The sequence below is a fragment of the Naumannella huperziae genome (assembly GCF_054073625.1).
Window position 1 is genome coordinate 1764031 of record NZ_JBSXPH010000001.1, and the last position, 16221, is coordinate 1780251.

General features: G+C 70.8%; 16 protein-coding genes. 8 read left to right on the plus strand and 8 right to left on the minus strand.

Annotated elements, in window-relative coordinates:
• Positions 1 to 19: 19 nt before the first annotated feature.
• Genes ACXDC7_RS08465 through mmsA form a run of 3 tightly spaced genes read right to left on the minus strand, consistent with a single transcriptional unit; the run spans position 20 to position 4008 of the window.
• Entirely contained in the window at positions 20 to 1129 is a 1110-nt protein-coding gene (locus ACXDC7_RS08465) for a substrate-binding domain-containing protein (RefSeq protein WP_218843639.1), read from the minus strand.
• A gap of 35 nt (positions 1130 to 1164) precedes the next feature.
• Positions 1165 to 2454, minus strand: coding sequence for a multiple monosaccharide ABC transporter permease (gene mmsB, locus ACXDC7_RS08470; RefSeq protein WP_179443953.1), 1290 nt, complete (start codon positions 2452 to 2454; stop codon positions 1165 to 1167).
• A 9-nt stretch (positions 2455 to 2463) separates the two neighbouring features.
• Positions 2464 to 4008: a multiple monosaccharide ABC transporter ATP-binding protein gene (gene mmsA, locus ACXDC7_RS08475; RefSeq protein WP_459221845.1), complete on the minus strand. Its 1545-nt coding sequence runs from the start codon at positions 4006 to 4008 to the stop codon at positions 2464 to 2466.
• A 141-nt stretch (positions 4009 to 4149) separates the two neighbouring features.
• Here mmsA and recO point away from each other — a divergent pair, with 141 nt between their 5' ends.
• Both recO and ACXDC7_RS08485 read left to right on the plus strand, forming a co-directional pair.
• Entirely contained in the window at positions 4150 to 4890 is a 741-nt protein-coding gene (recO, locus tag ACXDC7_RS08480) for a DNA repair protein RecO (RefSeq protein ID WP_179443952.1), read from the plus strand.
• A gap of 30 nt (positions 4891 to 4920) precedes the next feature.
• A complete protein-coding gene (locus ACXDC7_RS08485; RefSeq protein ID WP_459221846.1) occupies positions 4921 to 5715 on the plus strand; it encodes a hypothetical protein in 795 nt (264 codons plus the stop codon).
• Between the two features lie 2 nt (positions 5716 to 5717).
• Here the strand turns inward: ACXDC7_RS08485 and ACXDC7_RS08490 are convergent, their stop codons facing one another.
• The 4 genes from ACXDC7_RS08490 to ACXDC7_RS08505 all read right to left on the minus strand — a co-directional run bounded on the left by ACXDC7_RS08490 (position 5718) and on the right by ACXDC7_RS08505 (position 8692).
• Complete coding sequence (locus ACXDC7_RS08490) at positions 5718 to 6110, minus strand: Fur family transcriptional regulator (protein ID WP_179443950.1); 393 nt, start codon at positions 6108 to 6110, stop codon at positions 5718 to 5720.
• A gap of 118 nt (positions 6111 to 6228) precedes the next feature.
• On the minus strand, positions 6229 to 7053 hold the full coding sequence (locus tag ACXDC7_RS08495; RefSeq protein WP_218843636.1) for a metal ABC transporter permease: 825 nt from the start codon (positions 7051 to 7053) through the stop codon (positions 6229 to 6231).
• On the minus strand, positions 7053 to 7730 hold the full coding sequence (locus ACXDC7_RS08500) for a metal ABC transporter ATP-binding protein (protein ID WP_459221847.1): 678 nt from the start codon (positions 7728 to 7730) through the stop codon (positions 7053 to 7055). Before ACXDC7_RS08500 ends, ACXDC7_RS08495 begins: the two co-directional genes overlap by 1 nt.
• The gene (locus ACXDC7_RS08505) at positions 7721 to 8692 is read right to left on the minus strand and encodes a metal ABC transporter substrate-binding protein (RefSeq protein WP_459221848.1); all 972 of its coding nucleotides are present in this window, start codon (positions 8690 to 8692) and stop codon (positions 7721 to 7723) included. Before ACXDC7_RS08505 ends, ACXDC7_RS08500 begins: the two co-directional genes overlap by 10 nt.
• Before the next feature lie 58 nt (positions 8693 to 8750).
• Between ACXDC7_RS08505 and ACXDC7_RS08510 the strand changes: the two genes are divergently transcribed.
• Together ACXDC7_RS08510 and ACXDC7_RS08515 are read left to right on the plus strand one after the other, a co-directional pair.
• The gene (locus ACXDC7_RS08510) at positions 8751 to 10223 is read left to right on the plus strand and encodes a serine hydrolase domain-containing protein (RefSeq protein WP_459221849.1); all 1473 of its coding nucleotides are present in this window, start codon (positions 8751 to 8753) and stop codon (positions 10221 to 10223) included.
• 10 nt (positions 10224 to 10233) lie between these two features.
• Positions 10234 to 10536, plus strand: a complete 303-nt coding sequence (locus ACXDC7_RS08515; RefSeq protein WP_343045831.1) for an antibiotic biosynthesis monooxygenase family protein — start codon at positions 10234 to 10236, stop codon at positions 10534 to 10536.
• On the opposite strand, the gene ACXDC7_RS08520 is transcribed toward ACXDC7_RS08515, so the two are convergent.
• Positions 10529 to 11473, minus strand: coding sequence for an EamA family transporter (locus tag ACXDC7_RS08520; RefSeq protein ID WP_459221850.1), 945 nt, complete (start codon positions 11471 to 11473; stop codon positions 10529 to 10531). The two genes, ACXDC7_RS08515 and ACXDC7_RS08520, sit on opposite strands and share 8 nt — an antisense overlap.
• 78 nt (positions 11474 to 11551) lie before the next feature.
• On the opposite strand from ACXDC7_RS08520, the gene ACXDC7_RS08525 reads away from it, so the two are divergent.
• The 4 genes from ACXDC7_RS08525 (at position 11552) to ACXDC7_RS08540 (ending at position 16209) form a co-directional block, all read left to right on the plus strand.
• The gene (locus ACXDC7_RS08525) at positions 11552 to 12418 is read left to right on the plus strand and encodes a LysR family transcriptional regulator (protein WP_459221851.1); all 867 of its coding nucleotides are present in this window, start codon (positions 11552 to 11554) and stop codon (positions 12416 to 12418) included.
• A 79-nt stretch (positions 12419 to 12497) separates the two neighbouring features.
• A complete protein-coding gene (locus ACXDC7_RS08530; RefSeq protein ID WP_343045830.1) occupies positions 12498 to 13889 on the plus strand; it encodes a glycine--tRNA ligase in 1392 nt (463 codons plus the stop codon).
• A gap of 30 nt (positions 13890 to 13919) precedes the next feature.
• Positions 13920 to 15068 (plus strand): tRNA dihydrouridine synthase DusB, encoded by a 1149-nt coding sequence (dusB, locus tag ACXDC7_RS08535; protein WP_459221852.1) that lies wholly within the window; start codon positions 13920 to 13922, stop codon positions 15066 to 15068.
• A 64-nt stretch (positions 15069 to 15132) separates the two neighbouring features.
• Complete coding sequence (locus ACXDC7_RS08540; RefSeq protein WP_459222814.1) at positions 15133 to 16209, plus strand: HD domain-containing protein; 1077 nt, start codon at positions 15133 to 15135, stop codon at positions 16207 to 16209.
• Positions 16210 to 16221: the final 12 nt, after the last annotated feature.

Consider the following 16221-nt stretch of genomic DNA (forward strand, 5'->3'; position numbering starts at 1 on the left):
CGGCGGCCCCGGCCCGCGGTTACTCGATCTCCTTGCCCAGGATCGGATCGTCGGCGTAGACCTCCTTGGCGTTCTTCTGCGTGACGATCACCGGGTCGAGCTGATAGGTCGGCACGATCTTCACCCCGTTGTCGTAGTCGGTGGTGTCGTTCACCTCCGGCTGCTGACCCTGCTGCAGGCTGTCCACCATCTTGATCGTCTGGTCGACCAGCTCGCGGGTGTCCTTGTAGATCGTCGAGTACTGCTCGCCGGCGATGATCGACTTCACCGACTCGACCTCGGAATCCTGACCGGTCACCACCGGGGTCGGCTTGCCGGCCTGCTTCACCGAGGTCAGCGCGGCGCGGGCGAGCGTGTCGTTCGGCGACAGCACGCCGTCCAGCTCGGTGTCGCCGGAGTACTTGCCGGACAGGATCGTGTCCATCCGCTTCTGCACGTTCTCGGCCTTCCAGCCCTGGGTGACGACCTGGCTCATCTCGGTCTGCCCCGACTGCACGACCAGCGTTCCGTCGTCGATCTTGGGCTGCAGCACGCTCATCGCACCGTCGAAGAAGTTCTTCGTGTTGGCGTCGTCGGGGGAACCGGCGATCAGCTCGATGTTGTAGGGGCCACCGCCCTTGCGCTCGGCCAGCCCGTCCAGCAGCGCCTGGCCCTGCAGCTCGCCGACCTTGAACGGGTCGAAGGCGACGTAGTAGTCCACCGCCGGTGTGTTCAGGATCAGCCGGTCGTAGGCGATCACGGTCGCGCCGGAGTCCTTCGCCTGCTGCACCTGCGAGGACACCTGGGATCCGTCCAGCGCGCCGACGATGATCACCTTGGCGCCCTTGGTCACCATCGACTGGATCTGGTTCTGCTGCTCGGCGACCCCGCCGTTGGCGAACTGCACGTCCGGCTGGTAACCGGCCGCGCTCAGCCCGTCGTTGAACAGGCCCTCGGCCAGCACCCAGTTCTCCGAGGTCTTCTGCGGCAGCGCCACCCCGATCAGCGCGCCCTTCTCGAAACCGGCAGCGCCCTCCTGCCCGGGCGTGCCCTGCTCTGCCTCGGTACGCCCACCGCAGGCCGACAGCGCCAAGGTGGCGGCCGCCGCCGCGGCCACCGCCGCGCGTACCCACATCCCACGTGTTCTCATCTCGTTCCCTTTCCTCCAGCTCTCGAAAATTCGCCTCACGACTGCTGACCCACGCCGGGGCGCTCGGTCGAGGCCTGGTCGACCGGATCGGCCGGCTCCGCGGGCGGCGCCGCCTCCCGGGGCTTTCGCGTACCCAACAACAGGCCCGTGATCGACGGCTTGCCCTGGGTCTTGTTCCACACGTCGAAGGCGACCGCGATCAGCAGCACCAGGCCCTTGATCATCTGGGTCCAGTCGGCGCCGACGCCGAGCAGTTGCAGGCCGTTGTTCAGCACCGCCATCACCAGGCCGCCGATCAGCGCGCCGATCACGGTGCCGACCCCGCCGCTGACCGCGGCGCCGCCGATGAAGACGGCGGCGATCGCGTCGAGCTCCCAGTTCACCCCGTCGAACGGGCCGGACGAGGTCGATCGGCCGACGAAGATCAACCCCGCCAGCGAGGCCAGGATCGACATGTTCATCATCACGAAGAAGTTCACCCGCTTGGTGTTCACACCGGACAGCGCGGCGGCCTGCTTGTTGCCGCCGACGGCATAGACATGCCGGCCGGTGACGGTACGCGAGGAGACGAACCAGTAGAAGATCACCAGCACCGCGAGGATCAGCCCCGGGACCGGGAAGGAGGTGCCCGCGCGGCCGGTGGCGAACAGATAGGTCGCCGCATAGATCACCGCGGCCAGCAGCGCCAGCTTGACCACGCTCACCCACACCGGTGGCACCTCGGCCTGGATCCGCCGGCGGTTGCGGCGCTGGATCACCTCGCCGAGCACCAGGCCGGCGATCACCAGCAGCCCGAGCAGCAGGGTCAGGTTGTTGTAGCCCGTCCGCGGCCCGACCTCGGGCAGGTAGCCGCCGCCGAGGTACTGGATCTGCGGTGGCACCGGCACCGAGTTCGACTGGCCGACGAACTGGTTGGCACCGCGGAACAGCAGCATCCCGGCCAACGTGACGATGAAGGCGGGGATGCCGACATAGGCCACCCAGAAGCCCTGCCAGGCGCCCGCGAGCGCGCCGACGGCGAGGCAGAGCAGGATGCCCGCCCACCAGGGCACGCCCAGGTCGCGCATCGCGATCGCGGTGACGATCCCCGCGAAGGCCGCGACCGAGCCGACCGACAGGTCGATGTGTCCGGCGATGATCACCAGCACCATTCCGATCGCCAGGATCAGGATGTAGGCATTGCCGTTCAGCAGGTTCATCAGGTTGATCGACGTGACCACCGCGCCGCCGGTGGCGACCTGGAAGAAGACGACCAGCGCGACGAGTGCGATCAGCATGCCGAACTGGCGCCGGTTCCCGCCGAAGATGTCTTTGATGTGACGCATCGCGGCTCCTCAGGCGGCTGGTTCGGTGGTTCGGGTCATCAGGCGCATCAGGTTCTCCTGGGTGGCCTCGGCGCGCGACACCTCGCCGGTGATCGCGCCCTCGGCGATGGTGTAGATCCGATCGGACAGGCCGAGCAGTTCCGGCAGCTCGGAGGAGATCACCAGCACCGCCTTCCCGGCGTCGGCCAGCGCGCCGATGATCCGGTAGATCTCGAACTTCGCGCCGACATCGATGCCGCGCGTCGGCTCGTCCAGGATCAGCACCTCGGGCTCGGTGAACAGCCACTTGGCGAGGACGACCTTCTGCTGGTTGCCCCCGGACAGGGTCGCGACCCCGGCATTCACGCTCGGCGCCTTGATCCGCAGCTCGGTGCGATAGCTCTCCGCGGCCGCGAACTGGGCCTGCTCGTCGATCACACCGAGGCGGGCGATCCTGGCCAGGTCGGCGCTCACCACCGTGTTCTTCACGTCGTCGAGCAGATTCAGACCGAGCACCTTGCGGTCCTCGGTAACATAGGCCAGTCCGGCCGAGATCGCCTGCTCGACGGTACGCGGCTCGATCGGCCGGTCGCCGAGCCGCATCGTGCCGGACTCCCAGATGCCGTAGGAGCGCCCGAACAGCGACCTGGCCAGCTCGGTGCGACCGGCGCCCATCAGCCCGGCGAAGCCGACGATCTCGCCCCGGCGTACCTCGAAACTCTCGTTCTTGCAGACATAGCGGTCGGCGATCTCCGGATGCCGGACCGTCCATCCCTCCACCTGCAACAAGACGGGTCCGATGTTCGGCTCGTGATCGGGGAACCGGGCGGTCAGCGGCCGGCCGACCATGCCGCGAATGATCCGGTCCTCGTCGATCGGCGCCTCGTCGGCGCGGAACGTCTCCACGACCCGGCCGTCGCGGATCACGGTCACCGCGTCCGAGACCGCGGTCACCTCGTTCAGCTTGTGGCTGATCATGATGCAGGTGATGCCCCGGCCGCGCAGCCCGCGGATCAGGTCGAGCAGGTGCGCGGAGTCCGTCTCGTTCAGGGCCGCGGTGGGCTCGTCCAGGATCAACAGTTTGACGTTCTTCGACAGCGCCTTGGCGATCTCCACCAGTTGCTGCTTGCCGACGCCGATGTTCTTGATCAGGGTCTCCGGGTGCTCCTCCAGCCCCACCCTCGCCATCAGCTCGGCGGCGGCCCGGTTGGTCGCGGTCCAGTCGATCACGCCGAAGCGGCGCTGCTCGTTGCCGAGGAAGATGTTCTCCGCGATCGACAGCTCGGGGACCAGGGCCAGCTCCTGGTGGATGATCACGATGCCGGCGTCCTCGGAGGCACGGATATTGGCGAACCGGGCGGGGGAGCCCGCGAACTCGATGGCACCGTCGAAGCTGCCGTGCGGGTAGACCCCCGACAGCACCTTCATCAGCGTCGACTTGCCGGCCCCGTTCTCGCCGGAGATCGCGTGCACCTCGCCGGCCCGGACACTCATCGAGACATCGTCGAGCGCGAGCACGCCGGGGAACCGTTTCGTGATGTTGATCATCTCGAGAATGACCGGTGATCCGGGCACCTGAACTCCCTCGTTCGGGTCGGCTCTCGCTGCAGAGACGTCGGAACATTACGCTCGGCCCGACGAGGGGGTCAATCAGCTCGCCGCGACACGCTCTCGATCGTTACCGACCGTGTCGGAGGAGCGAGGGACAATCGTTCGGTGCCCACCTACCGCGACGAGGTCGTGGTCCTGCGCACCCACAAGCTGGGGGAGGCGGACCGCATCATCACCATGCTCTCGCGGCGACACGGCAAGCTGCGTGCGGTGGCCAAGGGCGTGCGGCGTACCTCCTCGAAGTTCGGGGCCCGGCTGGAACCGTTCAGCCACGTCGACCTGCAGTTCGCCCACGGCCGCAGTCTCGATGTGATCGTCCAGGCCGACTCCCTGCACGCCTATGGCGAGCCGCTCGGCCGCGACTTCGACACCTATGCCGCGGGTCAGGCGATGCTGGAGACGGCCGACCGGCTGGTCGCCGAGGAGCGCGAGCCCGCCCTGCAGCACTACCTGCTGCTGCTCGGCGCGGTCCGGGTGCTCGGCTCGGCCACCCCCGACGGGCCGCGACCGCCGCGAGCCATCCTGGACTCCTATCTGCTCCGCGCGTTGGCCATCGCCGGTTATGCGCCGACCTTCGACGCCTGCGCCCGCTGCGGGCAGGAGGGTGCGCACGACTCCTTCTCGGTGCAGGCCGGCGGGAGCGTCTGTCGGGTCTGCCGGCCGCCCGGGTCGGCGAGCCTGGACGCCGGCGTCCGGGCGTACCTGATCGCGTTGCTGACCGGCGACTGGCCGGGCACCCGCGATGCCGCGCCTGGGGTACGCCGCAGCGCCAGCGGGCTGGTCACGGCCTTCCTCACCTGGCATGTGGAGCGCCGTGTGCGCTCGCTCTCCCAGGTCGCCGGCTGAGTGCCGGGTAGCCTGCGTGCCGGAGGTGACGTGAGCGACGACAACCCGGCACAGGACCCGTCGAACCGCAGCCGGCCGAGTTCCCTGGCCGGCGCGCTGGGCGTTGTCGCGGCGGCCGTACTGGTGGTCGTCATCGCGCTGGCCGTGCGCCAGCCGGACGCGCCCGCGCCGCCGTCCGCGCCGGATCCGGCCCCGACCGGCGGCGCGTGGCCGACCAGCACGCCGACGTCGAGGCCCACCGGGCCGCTCAGCCCGGACAATCTGCCCACCACCGACGACCTGGCCTGGGACGCGCCGGGCGACTGGGCCGCCCTGGACCACACCGAGCTGGGGCCCGGCTCGGTGTGCCTGGCCCGGGGGCTGGAGGAATCGCCGGGCGCGCTACGCGGCCTGCGGCGCGAGTACGAGCTGCGCGGCCGAGACGACGGCCGGGCGCGGGTCAGCATCGCCGAGTTCCGCACCCCCGGGGAGGCCGCCCAGGCCGCGGAGTCGGTGGCCGCCCGGCTGCGCGCGTGTCGGGGCTCGCTGGAGCGCGCCGGTGCCACACAGGTGTCGGAGCTGCCCGAGCGCAGCGTGGCGGTCGCGCGCGGGATCAAGGCGATCTTCGTCGAGTACGCCTATGCGCCGCCGGCGGGCACGAATCCGGACATCGGGACCTTCGATGCCCAAGCGGTCGTCGCTTCGGGCTCGCGGCTGGCGCTGGTCCGGATGGTCGTCCAGCAGCAGGAGAACTACTGGAGCTTCCCGGGCGAGCCGCGCTCGGGGCATCCGCTGCACCCGATGTATCGCTCCTTGCCGAAGGTGGTCGACCGGCTGGATCGGTGAGGTCAGCAGTCGCTGCAGGTGCCGAAGATCTCCAGATCGTGCCGGATGGCGCGAAACCCGTTCGCCGCCGCCACATCCCCGGCCCATCGCTCCACCTCGGGGGCGTCGATCTCGACCGTCCGGCCGCAGTCGCGGCAGACCAGGTGGTGATGGTGACCGGTCGAGCAGCGACGGTACGCCGCCTCGCCGTCGCTGTTGCGGAGCACGTCCAGCTCGCCCGCGTCGGCCATCGTCTGCAGGGTTCGGTAGACGGTCGTCAGCCCGACCGACTGCCCGCGCCGGCGCAACTCATCGTGCACCTGCTGCGCGCTGCGGAAGTCGTCGAAGCCGTTCAGCACCGCGTCGACCGCGACGCGCTGCCGGGTGATGCGCTGGGACCGCGCTGCTGTCGCCATCAGGCTCCCTTCCGCCGGGCCGCCGGACCCGCACATATCAGTAGATCCGAATGTATCGTGTCGATCAAGATTCGGCCGCCCGAGGTCCGGGCGCTCGCGATCCGGCGGTCGGGGTCGCTCAGGGGCCGGCCCGGCGGGCTCGCCGCAGGGCGAGCGAGATCGGCCAGGCGAGCGCGAAGCCGGCGATCGCGAGCAGCACGATCAGCGCACCGGGGGCCGTGTCGAGGTAGAACGACCCGCCGGTGCCGACGACCGCGACCACCGCGCCGATCGCCATCGCCGCGAACAGTCCGCGGCGGAATCCGCGGACCAGGCCGCGCGCCGTCGCGACCGGGATCACCATCAGGGCGCTGATCAGCAACAGCCCGACCGTGCGCATGGCGACGCTGACGGTGATCGCGGCGAGGATGATCACGCAGAAGTTGTACGCCCGGACGGGCAGCCCCATCGTCCGCGCGTGCTCCTCGTCGGCCGAGACCGCGAAGAGCTGCGGGGCCAGCCCGATCGCCGGGACCAGCACCAGGATGCCGAGCCCGGCCACCAGCCAGGTGTCGCCGTCGTCGATCGTGGTCAGCGACCCGAACAGGTACTGGGCGAGCGCGCCGGCGCCCTGACCGGCCCGGGAGGCGAGCAGTACGCCCGCCGCGAGGCCGCCGTAGAACAGCAGCGCCAGCCCGACGTCGCTGGTCGCGCGCCCCGCCTGGCGCAGCAGCTCGATCGTCACCGCGCCTGCCACGCAGATGATCACCGCGATCGGGAGCGGGGCGGTGCCGGTGGCGAGGGCCAGGCCCACGCCCGCCAGCGCCACGTGCCCGAGGCCGTCGCCGAGCAGGCTGAGCCGGCGCTGCACGACATAGGTACCGATCGCCGGGGCGATCAGGCCGGTCAGCAGCGCCGCCAGCAGCGCCCGGACCATGAACGGGTACGCCAGGAGCTCTGTCATCACGCGCTCACCTCGTCGGCGACCAGCCGGCCCTGGTCGAGGACCAGCCGGCGCTGCAGGGAGGGGCCGAGCGGACCCGGCTCGTGCAGCACCGCCAGCAGCGTGCGCCCGTCGTCGTGCAGGGCCGCGAGGGTGGCGGCCAGGGATTCCTGACTCTCCACGTCGATGCCCGCCAGCGGCTCGTCCAGGATCAGCAGCTCCGGTCGGCCGGCGAGCGCGCGGGCGATCAATGTGCGCTGCTGCTGGCCGCCGGACAGGGCGGCGAACTCACGATCGGCCAGTCCGGAGATGCCGAGCCGGTCCAGCGCCTCGTCGGTTGCCTCGCGGTCGGCGCGGCCCGCCCGCAGGAACGGGCGTCGGCGGGCGAGCCGACCCGAGGCGACCACCTCGCCCACGGTCGCCGCATCGATGGAGACAGCCGTGCGCTGGGGCACGTAGCCGATCCGTGACCAGTCGCGGAACTTCCCGACCGGCGTACCGAACAGCGACGCCGAGCCCGCCTCGGGACGGACCAGGCCGAGCAGGGTGCGCACCAGGGTGGTCTTGCCGGAGCCGTTGCCGCCGAACAGGCCGACATAGCTCGCGGGGTCGATGGCGAAGCTGACCTCGCGCAGCACGGGCGGTCCGCCGAGCGCGACCGTCAGGTCGTCGGCCGCGACGGCCGGGGTCACCGGCATCGGTTGGCGCCGCGCAGCGCGGCCAGGTTGGCGTCCATGATCGAGAAGTAGTTGGCGCCGGTCGACGCGTCGGCCAGGCCCTCGATCGGGTCGAGCACGGCGGTACGCAGCCCGAGATCGCGGGCCACCGATTCCGACACCTCGGGCGAGACCAGCGTCTCGTAGAAGATCGTGTCGATGTCGTGGTCGCGGGCGGCCTGCTGCACGGCCGCGATCCGGGCCGGTGAGGGCTCCTCGTCCGCCGAGAGGCCGCGGATCGCGATCTGCTCCAGGTCGTAGCGCGCGGCGAGGTGGCCGAAGGCCTCGTGGGAGGTGATGAAGGCCCGCGTCTCGCACCGGGCAAGTCCGGTGCGGAAGCGCTCGTCGAGGTCGGTCAGGCGGGCGTCGAAGGTCGCATCGCGGTCGGCGTACCCGGCGGCGTCGTCCGGGTCGAGATCGGACAGCGCGGCCGCGATGCCGGAACCGATCCGCTCCATGTTCTCCGGGTCCAGCCAGAGGTGCGGGTCGCGCCCCCCGTGGTCGTGCCCACCGTGGTCGTGATCATGGCCCGGTCCGTCGGTGTGGCCCGGTTCGACGGCCGGTTCGTCGGCATGATCAGCTCCGGGGGACGGGGCGGGGACCAGCGCACCCGCCTCCAGAACCGTCCCGGTCGCATTCTCGGCGATGGCCCGGTCGACGGCGGGCTGCAGCCCGGCAAGGTAGACGACCAGATCGGCATCGGCGATCGCGGCCACCTGGCGCGGGGTCAGTTCGAGGTCGTGCGGTTCCGTGCCGGGCGGGGTGAGATCGGTCACGGTCACGTCGGGGCCGCCGACCTGCTCGGTGGCGAACTGCAGCGGATAGAACGTGGTGACGACCTCGACGGGGCCCGCGCCCTCATCGGCCTCGACCGCCGGCGCGGCGCAGGCGCCGAAGAGGAGCGGGACGATCGCGGCGCAGGGCAGCAGGCGACGAAAGCTCATGGAAATCATTTTCATCTAGAGTCGACCGCTGGGTCAAGTCGCGCTAGCTTGAGCGGTCGTGACCGATCTGCGCAGTGACCAGACAGGCGGGGCGACCGACGACCTCGAACGGGCCGTCTCCGGCTTCGCCGATGCCGCCGAGGCGGCCGGGATCGAGTTGCACGGGCTGATGATCAACTCCGGCGGGCGTACCGTCGCCCGCGGTTGGTGGGCTCCGTATGACGCCGAGACCCCGCAGCACGTCTACTCGATGAGCAAGACCTTCCTGGCGACGGCGTTCGCGCTGGCGCGACAAGAGGGCCTGGTCGACCTGGCCGACCGGATCGTCGATCACTGGCCGGAGTACGCCGCACTCGACGGCCCGCGCGCCTCGGGCTGGACCTTCGAGCACCTGCTCCGGATGAGCGCGGGGCATCGCACCGACGTGCTGTTGCTCGCCCGGGTCACCGACGGGCTGCAGTTCGACTCCGACGACGACCTGGTCGCTTGGTGCCTGGCCCAGGAGCCGGAGGCCGAACCGGGGTCGGTGTTCTGCTACAACCAGCTCTGCAGCTACCTGGTCTCCGCCACGCTGCAGCGGATCGTCGGCGAGCGGCTCGTCGACTGGCTGCGCCCGCGGCTGTTCGACCCACTCGACGTCGCACCGGTCGGCTGGCAGACCGACGGACTGGGTCGCGATCTCGGGTTCGCCGGTCTGCACATCCCGCTGCGCGGTCTGCTCGGGATCGGCGAGCTGTGGCTGCGCCGCGGGCAACTCGGCGGACGCCGGCTCGTCGAGCCGGAGTGGTTCGAGCTGGCCGTCCGGCCGCTCAGCGACACCGCCGTGCCCGACTCCTTCGGCCAGACGCCGCCGCCGGACTGGTCGCGGGGTTACGGCTATCAGGTGTGGATGATGGACGACGGCTTCCGTGGCGACGGCGCTTTCGGTCAGTACGCCCTCGTCATCCCCGAGCTGGATGCCGTGATCGCGGTGAACGCCGCCGTGCTGGACATGCAGGCCGAGCTCGACCTGATCCGGACCCATCTCTTTCCCGCGCTCGCCCGGCTCGCCGCCCGTGGTCCCGAGGCGGTCGAGCCCGAACCCGTCGAGCTGGCGAGCCGCGAGCTGCCCCCGGTCCGCAGCCTCGTCGACGCCGATTCCCCCGACGGCGGCCTCCCCGGATTCACCGACAGCGAGGGGATCACCCACGAACTGCTCGGTCGACTGCCCGCGCCGGTCGGCCGGCTGACGCCCCGCCGCGACGGCACCGACTGGCTCCTCGACCTGCAGCTCGAGTCCGGTTCGACGACCGTCCCGGCCGGCGACGGCCACTGGGCCGCCGGCACCATCGACGCCGGCGCGCCCGGGCAGGTAGCGGTCCGCAGCAGCGCCGGACTGACCGACGAGGGCTTCGTCGCCGAGCTGATCGTGATCAACACCCCGCACCGGGTCCGACTGGTCGGCGACCCGGTCAGCGGGCGGCTGCGCGCGGCCTGGAATGTCACCCCGCTGGCCGGGGCCGACCTGTCGACGCTCGTCCTCCCGGGGTGATCCGGTGCTGGTGATCAACCGATTCCGCGTACCCGATGATCGAGAAGCGGAGTTCGGCGAACGGATGCGCGCAGCGATCGAGCTGCTGGCCGGCAAACCCGGCTGCGAGGCGGTCGACCTGGTCCGCAATCTCGACGAGCCCGGGCTCTGGGCCCTGGTCGGCCGCTGGCGCGATGTCGGGTCCTATCGGCGCGCGCTGAACGGTTACGACTCGAAGATGATCATCGTGCCGGTGCTCTCGCTGGCGATCGACGAACCGTCGGCCTACGACGAGCCGCAGCGCGTCGGAGAGAACCTTCCCCGCATCACCTGAGCACTGGGGCCTGGGCGTCGGCGGCCCGCGCCTCGGGCGCCCGGGTGGACCGGGGCGGGGGAAGCTGGCCGGCGAGCATCGCGAGCAGGGCCAGCGCGAAGCCGCCGACCTGCACGGCGGTCAACCGCTCGCCGAGCAGCAGCGCCCCCAGGGCCGCAGCGACCAGCGGCGAGAGCAACCCGAGCAGGGCCGTCGCGGTCACCGGCAACCGCCTGATCCCGCGGAACCACAGCGTGTAGGCCACCAGCGCCCCCGCCAGGCCGAGCCAGAGGTAGCCGCCGATCGCCGCACCGTCGATCCGGTCCGGCACGCCGTCAAGAACCAGGGCGGGCAGGGCCAGCACCAGGCCGCCGGCGGTCAGTTGCCAACCGGCATAGGCCATCGGCCCGACACCGGCCGGCGTGCCCCAGCGCTTGGTCAGCGTGACCCCGAGTGCCATCGCGCCCGCGGCGCCCAGGCCCGCCAGCACCCCGATGCCGTCCAGCCGGGCGCCCGGACCGAGCACCACCAGCCCGATGCCGACCACGCCGACGGCACCCCAACCGAGCCGCCAGGGGGACAGGCGCTCACCGAGAATGGGGATCACCAGGAGCGCGACCATGATCGTCTGGGAGGCGCCCAGGGTGGCCGCGACCCCGCCCGGCAGGTGTTGCGCGGCCACGAACAGCAGGGTCAGGAACACCCCGATGTTCAGTGTGCCCAGCACGGCGGCCCGCCACCACCACGAGCCGTGCGGCAGCGTCCGGGTCAGCGCGAGCGCCAGCAGGCCGGCGGGCAGGGCCCGCAGCAGCGCCGCGAACATCGGGTGGCCGGGCGGCAGCAGCTCGGTGGTGACGAGATAGGTGGTGCCCCACAGGGCGGGCGCGAGCGCCGTCGCCGCCGTGCTGCCCAGGCGTTCGGTGAGTGGTGCGGCGGCCGGGGCGATGAGGTGTGCCATGGGACAAGACTCCGCTCATCCGATCAATGAGTCCAACACATGTTTGTCACCACAGCAATCGTCAATCATGATTGATCAATGGAGCTGCGACAACTGCGCTATGTGCTCGCCGTCGCCGAGACCGGCAACTTCACTCGGGCCGCCGAGCGCTGCTATGTCGTGCAGTCCGCGCTCAGCCACCAGATCGCGGCCCTGGAGCGCGAGCTCGGCTTCGCGCTGTTCGCCCGGACCAGCCGGCGGGTTGCCATCACGCCGGCCGGCACGGCCTTCCTCGACGGCGCGCGGCAGTGCCTGGCCGCGGCCGAGCGAGCCGTCGCCGACGCGGCCGCCGCGGCCGGCGAGGTCCGCGGACAACTGTCGATCGGGATGATCCCGACGGTCACGGCACTCGCCGTCCCGGCCCTGCTGCGCCGCTTCTCCGACGCTCACCCGCAGGTCCGTGTGGGCCTGCGGGTCGCGGCCAGCAACGAGATCGTGGCCGGCATCCGAGCAGGCGAGCTCGACATCGGCGTGCTGGGGCTGCCGCCGGACGAACGGCCGCGCGGGGTGCGTTGGCGCGAGCTCGGCCGGGACCGCCACGTCGCGGTTCTCCCGCCGGGCCACGGTCTCGCCGGGCGGCGACGGATCGGGCTGGAGCGGCTCGCCGACCAACGGTTCGCCGACTTCCCGGTCGGCTCGGCCGGCCGGGCCCAGACCGACCGCGCGTTCGCGGCGGCCGGCCTGGCCCGGACCGTGGCCTACGAGGCGACCGCGGTGGAGCTGATCCTCCAACTGGTCCGCGAGGGGCAGGCGGTCGCGCTGTTGCCGTCGGAGGTGGTGCCGGCCCGCGCGGGCGTACCCGTGGTCGACGTGACCCGCGGACCGGCGCGGGTCCAGTATCTGGCCTGGAGCGCATTCAACCCCAGCCCCGCGGCGCTGGCCTTCCTCGATCTGGCCGCCCGCTAGGGTGGTGGGCCGAGCGCGGGCACCAGCCGGGTGTCCGGCTCGTGTGATGCAGACATGTGCTGCAGACAAGGAAGTGACAGTGGCCCCGACCAGCCGTCTCGACAACGTGATCAGCCTCGCCAAGCGGCGCGGATTCGTCTTCCCCAGCGGCGACATCTACGGCGGTACGCGGTCGGCGTGGGACTACGGACCCTACGGGGTGGAGCTGAAGGAGAACATCAAGCGGCAGTGGTGGCGCTCGATGGTGACCGGCCGCGATGACGTGGTCGGCATCGACTCCGCGGTGATCCTGCCCCGCGAGGTCTGGGTCGCCTCCGGTCACGTCGGCGAGTTCACCGACCCGCTGATCGAGTGCCTGCACTGCCACAAGCGGTTCCGTCTTGATCATCTGCAGGAGGCGATCGCGGAGAAGAAGGGCATCGAGGATCCCGATTCGATTCCTGCGACCGAGATCAACTGCCCGCACTGCGGCACCAAGGGGCAGTGGACCGAGCCGCGCGAGTTCAACATGATGTTGAAGACCTATGTCGGCGCGATCGAGGACGAGGCCGGCCTGCGCTACCTGCGCCCGGAGACCGCGCAGGGCATCTTCGTCAACTTCCTCAACGTGTTGAACACCTCGCGCAAGAAGCCGCCGTTCGGCATCGGCCAGGTCGGCAAGAGCTTCCGCAACGAGATCACCCCGGGCAACTTCATCTTCCGCACCCGGGAGTTCGAGCAGATGGAGATGGAGTACTTCGTCAAGCCGGGCACCGACGAGGACTGGCACAGCTACTGGATCGACGAGCGCACCAAGTGGTACACCGATCTCGGCATCGATCCCGAGAATCTGCGCCACTACGAGCATCCGGCCGAGAAGCTGTCGCACTACTCCAAGCGGACGGTCGACATCGAGTACCGCTTCGGCTTCGCCGGATCCGAGTGGGGAGAGCTGGAGGGCGTGGCCAACCGCACCGATTTCGATCTGGGTACGCACTCCAAGCACTCCGGCGCCAAGCTGGAGTATTTCGACCAGGCCAATGACGAGCGCTGGACACCGTACGTGATCGAGCCGGCGGCCGGCCTGACCCGCTCGCTGATGGCCTTCCTGATCGACTCCTACACCGAGGACGAGGCACCGAACGCCAAGGGCGGGGTGGACAAGCGGACCGTGCTGAAGCTCGACCCCCGGCTGGCCCCGGTCAAGGCGGCGGTGTTGCCGCTGTCGCGCAACGAGGACCTCTCGCCCAAGGCGAAGGATCTCGCCGCGCAGTTGCGCCGCAATTGGAACATCGACTTCGACGACGCCCAGGCGATCGGGCGCCGCTACCGCCGCCAGGACGAGATCGGTACGCCGTTCTGCATCACCGTCGACTTCGACACCCTCGACGACCAGGCCGTGACCGTGCGCGAGCGCGACTCGATGAGTCAGGAGCGGATCGCGCTCGACCAGGTCGAGGGCTACCTCGCCCAGCGGCTCGTCGGGGCCTGAGCCTTCCCGCCCACCTACACTGGGCTCGCCATGACGACGACCCTGAGCCCCGCCCCGCCCCTGCGCCTGGGCGATCTCGTCGTGCCCACGCCCGTGGTGCTGGCGCCGATGGCGGGCATCACCAATGCGGCGTACCGGCAACTGTGTCGCGAGCAGGGTGCCGGGCTGTACGTGTGCGAGATGATCACCTCGCGCGGGCTGGTCGAGCGCGACCGCAAGTCGCTGCAGATGCTGGCCTTCGACCCGGGCGAGACGATCCGTTCGGTGCAGCTCTACGGCGTCGATGCGCCGACGATGGCACGGGCGACGGAGATCTTGTGCAACGAGTTCGGCGTCGCCCATGTCGACCTGAACTTCGGCTGCCCGGTGCCCAAGGTGACCCGCAAGGGCGGCGGGGCGGTGCTGCCCTGGAAGCGGGACCGGCTGCGCGCCATCCTGACCGCGACGGTGAAGGCGGGGGAGCGCTACGGCGTACCGGTCACCTGCAAGACCCGCAAGGGCATCGACGATGATCACCTGACCTACCTCGATGCCGGCCGGATCGCCGAGGACTGCGGCGTGGCGGCGATCGCGCTGCACGGGCGTACCGCCGCCCAAGCCTATTCCGGGCAGGCCGACTGGGACTCGATCGCCGCGCTCAAGCAGCACGTGTCGATCCCCGTGCTCGGCAATGGCGACATCTGGGAGGCCGACGACGCGCTGGCGATGGTACGCCGGACCGGGGCCGACGGGGTCGTGATCGGCCGAGGCTGTCTGGGGCGCCCGTGGCTGTTCGGTGATCTTGCCGATGCCTTTGCCGGCAAGGAGTCCCGGGCGCTGCCGAGCCTCGGCGAGGTGGCCGCGGTGTTTCGCCGGCACGCCGAGCTGCTGGCCGCGATCATGGGCGAGCGGGCCGGGGTGACCGATCTGCGCAAGCACGTGGCCTGGTACTTCAAGGGCTTCGGGATCGGCGGCGAGGTGCGCCGCGGGCTCGGCCTCGCCTCGTCGCTGGCCGATGTCGATCACTGGCTGTCCATGATCGATCCGGGCGAGCCCTTCCCGACGGCTGAGCTGGGTCAGCCGCGCGGTCGGCAGGGTTCGCCCCGGGAGCGGGTGATCATGCCCGAGGGCTGGCTGTCCGACACCTGCGGGTTGGACGCCGACCTGGCCGATGCCGAGCTGGGGATCAGTGGTGGCTGAGCGCTCGGCACCCGATCTGTCCGTTTCCGATCTCACCCCGCGGGCGCGCGCCTGGGCTCAGACGATGCGCGGCCACGGCAGCGCGGAGATCGTCCGGGCGCACGCCGACTCCGACGCCCGCATCGGCGCGGAGGCGCCGTTGGGTCGCGAGGACCGCGAGGAGCGGGAGCGGCTGACGCTGCGGCCCGGCGCCACGCTGGCAGAAGGCGCCGGCGACCGGGCGGTCACCGAGGAACCCGATCCCGAGCGGACCTGCTTCGAGCGTGACCGGGACCGGATCGTGCACTCGACGGCGTTCCGTCGCCTCGCCGGCAAGACCCAGGTGGTCGTCGACCCGCTCGATCACCAGCGCACCCGGCTCACCCACGCCCTCGAGGTCGCCCAGGTCGCCACCTCGATCGCCCGCGGCGTCGGGGTGAACGTCGCGCTCGCCGATGCGATTGCGCTCGGCCACGACTGCGGGCACGGCCCGGGCGGGCACGCCTCGGAGGATGCCTTCGATGCGTTCATCGGCGAGGGCTACGACCACGGGCCGTGGGGCGCCGATGTCGTGCTGACGCCGCTGAACCTGTGCGCGCAGACCCTGGACGGCATCCGCAACCACTCCTGGTCGCGCCCCGCGCCGGCCACCGTGGAGGGCGAGATCGTCTCCTGGGCCGACCGGATCGCCTACTGCGCGCACGATCTGGAGGACGCGATCCATGCCAAGATCATCACCGAGGACGACATCCCCGCCGAGGTGGCCGAGGTCGCGGGCCGCACCCGACGCGAACAGCTCGGCACCTTCATCCGGTCGGTGATCGGGTCGGTGGTCCGGCACGGCGAGGTCGGGATGGACCCGGCAACGGCCTCGGCGCTGGCGACCCTGCGTACCTTCAACTACGAGCGGATCTACACCCGCCCCGCGGCGGTCGATCAGACGCGCCGGGTGATCGACGTGCTGCATGCCCTGGTCGAGCACTACGCGGCCAACCCGCACGTCGTCCCCGATGCCGCCCCGGCCGCCCCGGGCTCGACCGAAGCGGTCCGCGAGGCAGTGCGCTATGTCGGCGGGATGACCGATCGGTACGCCTTCGAGCAGGCGGTCCGCCTCCTCGGCTGGGATCCCGCTCGGCTGCCGCAGGGCATCGACCGGGACTGAGCCGCCCGCGAG

What these genes read in the sequence shown, in the direction of transcription:
- ACXDC7_RS08465 (WP_218843639.1), bottom strand. Translation starts at nt 1,129, where the DNA reads ATGAGAACACGTGGGATGTGGGTACGCGCGGCGGTGGCCGCGGCGGCG.
- mmsB (WP_179443953.1), bottom strand. Translation starts at nt 2,454, where the DNA reads ATGCGTCACATCAAAGACATCTTCGGCGGGAACCGGCGCCAGTTCGGC.
- ACXDC7_RS08490 (WP_179443950.1), bottom strand. Translation starts at nt 6,110, where the DNA reads ATGGCGACAGCAGCGCGGTCCCAGCGCATCACCCGGCAGCGCGTCGCG.
- ACXDC7_RS08495 (WP_218843636.1), bottom strand. Translation starts at nt 7,053, where the DNA reads ATGACAGAGCTCCTGGCGTACCCGTTCATGGTCCGGGCGCTGCTGGCG.
- ACXDC7_RS08500 (WP_459221847.1), bottom strand. Translation starts at nt 7,730, where the DNA reads ATGCCGGTGACCCCGGCCGTCGCGGCCGACGACCTGACGGTCGCGCTC.
- ACXDC7_RS08505 (WP_459221848.1), bottom strand. Translation starts at nt 8,692, where the DNA reads ATGAGCTTTCGTCGCCTGCTGCCCTGCGCCGCGATCGTCCCGCTCCTC.
- ACXDC7_RS08520 (WP_459221850.1), bottom strand. Translation starts at nt 11,473, where the DNA reads ATGGCACACCTCATCGCCCCGGCCGCCGCACCACTCACCGAACGCCTG.
- ACXDC7_RS08525 (WP_459221851.1), top strand. Translation starts at nt 11,552, where the DNA reads ATGGAGCTGCGACAACTGCGCTATGTGCTCGCCGTCGCCGAGACCGGC.
- dusB (WP_459221852.1), top strand. Translation starts at nt 13,920, where the DNA reads ATGACGACGACCCTGAGCCCCGCCCCGCCCCTGCGCCTGGGCGATCTC.
- ACXDC7_RS08540 (WP_459222814.1), top strand. Translation starts at nt 15,133, where the DNA reads ATGCGCGGCCACGGCAGCGCGGAGATCGTCCGGGCGCACGCCGACTCC.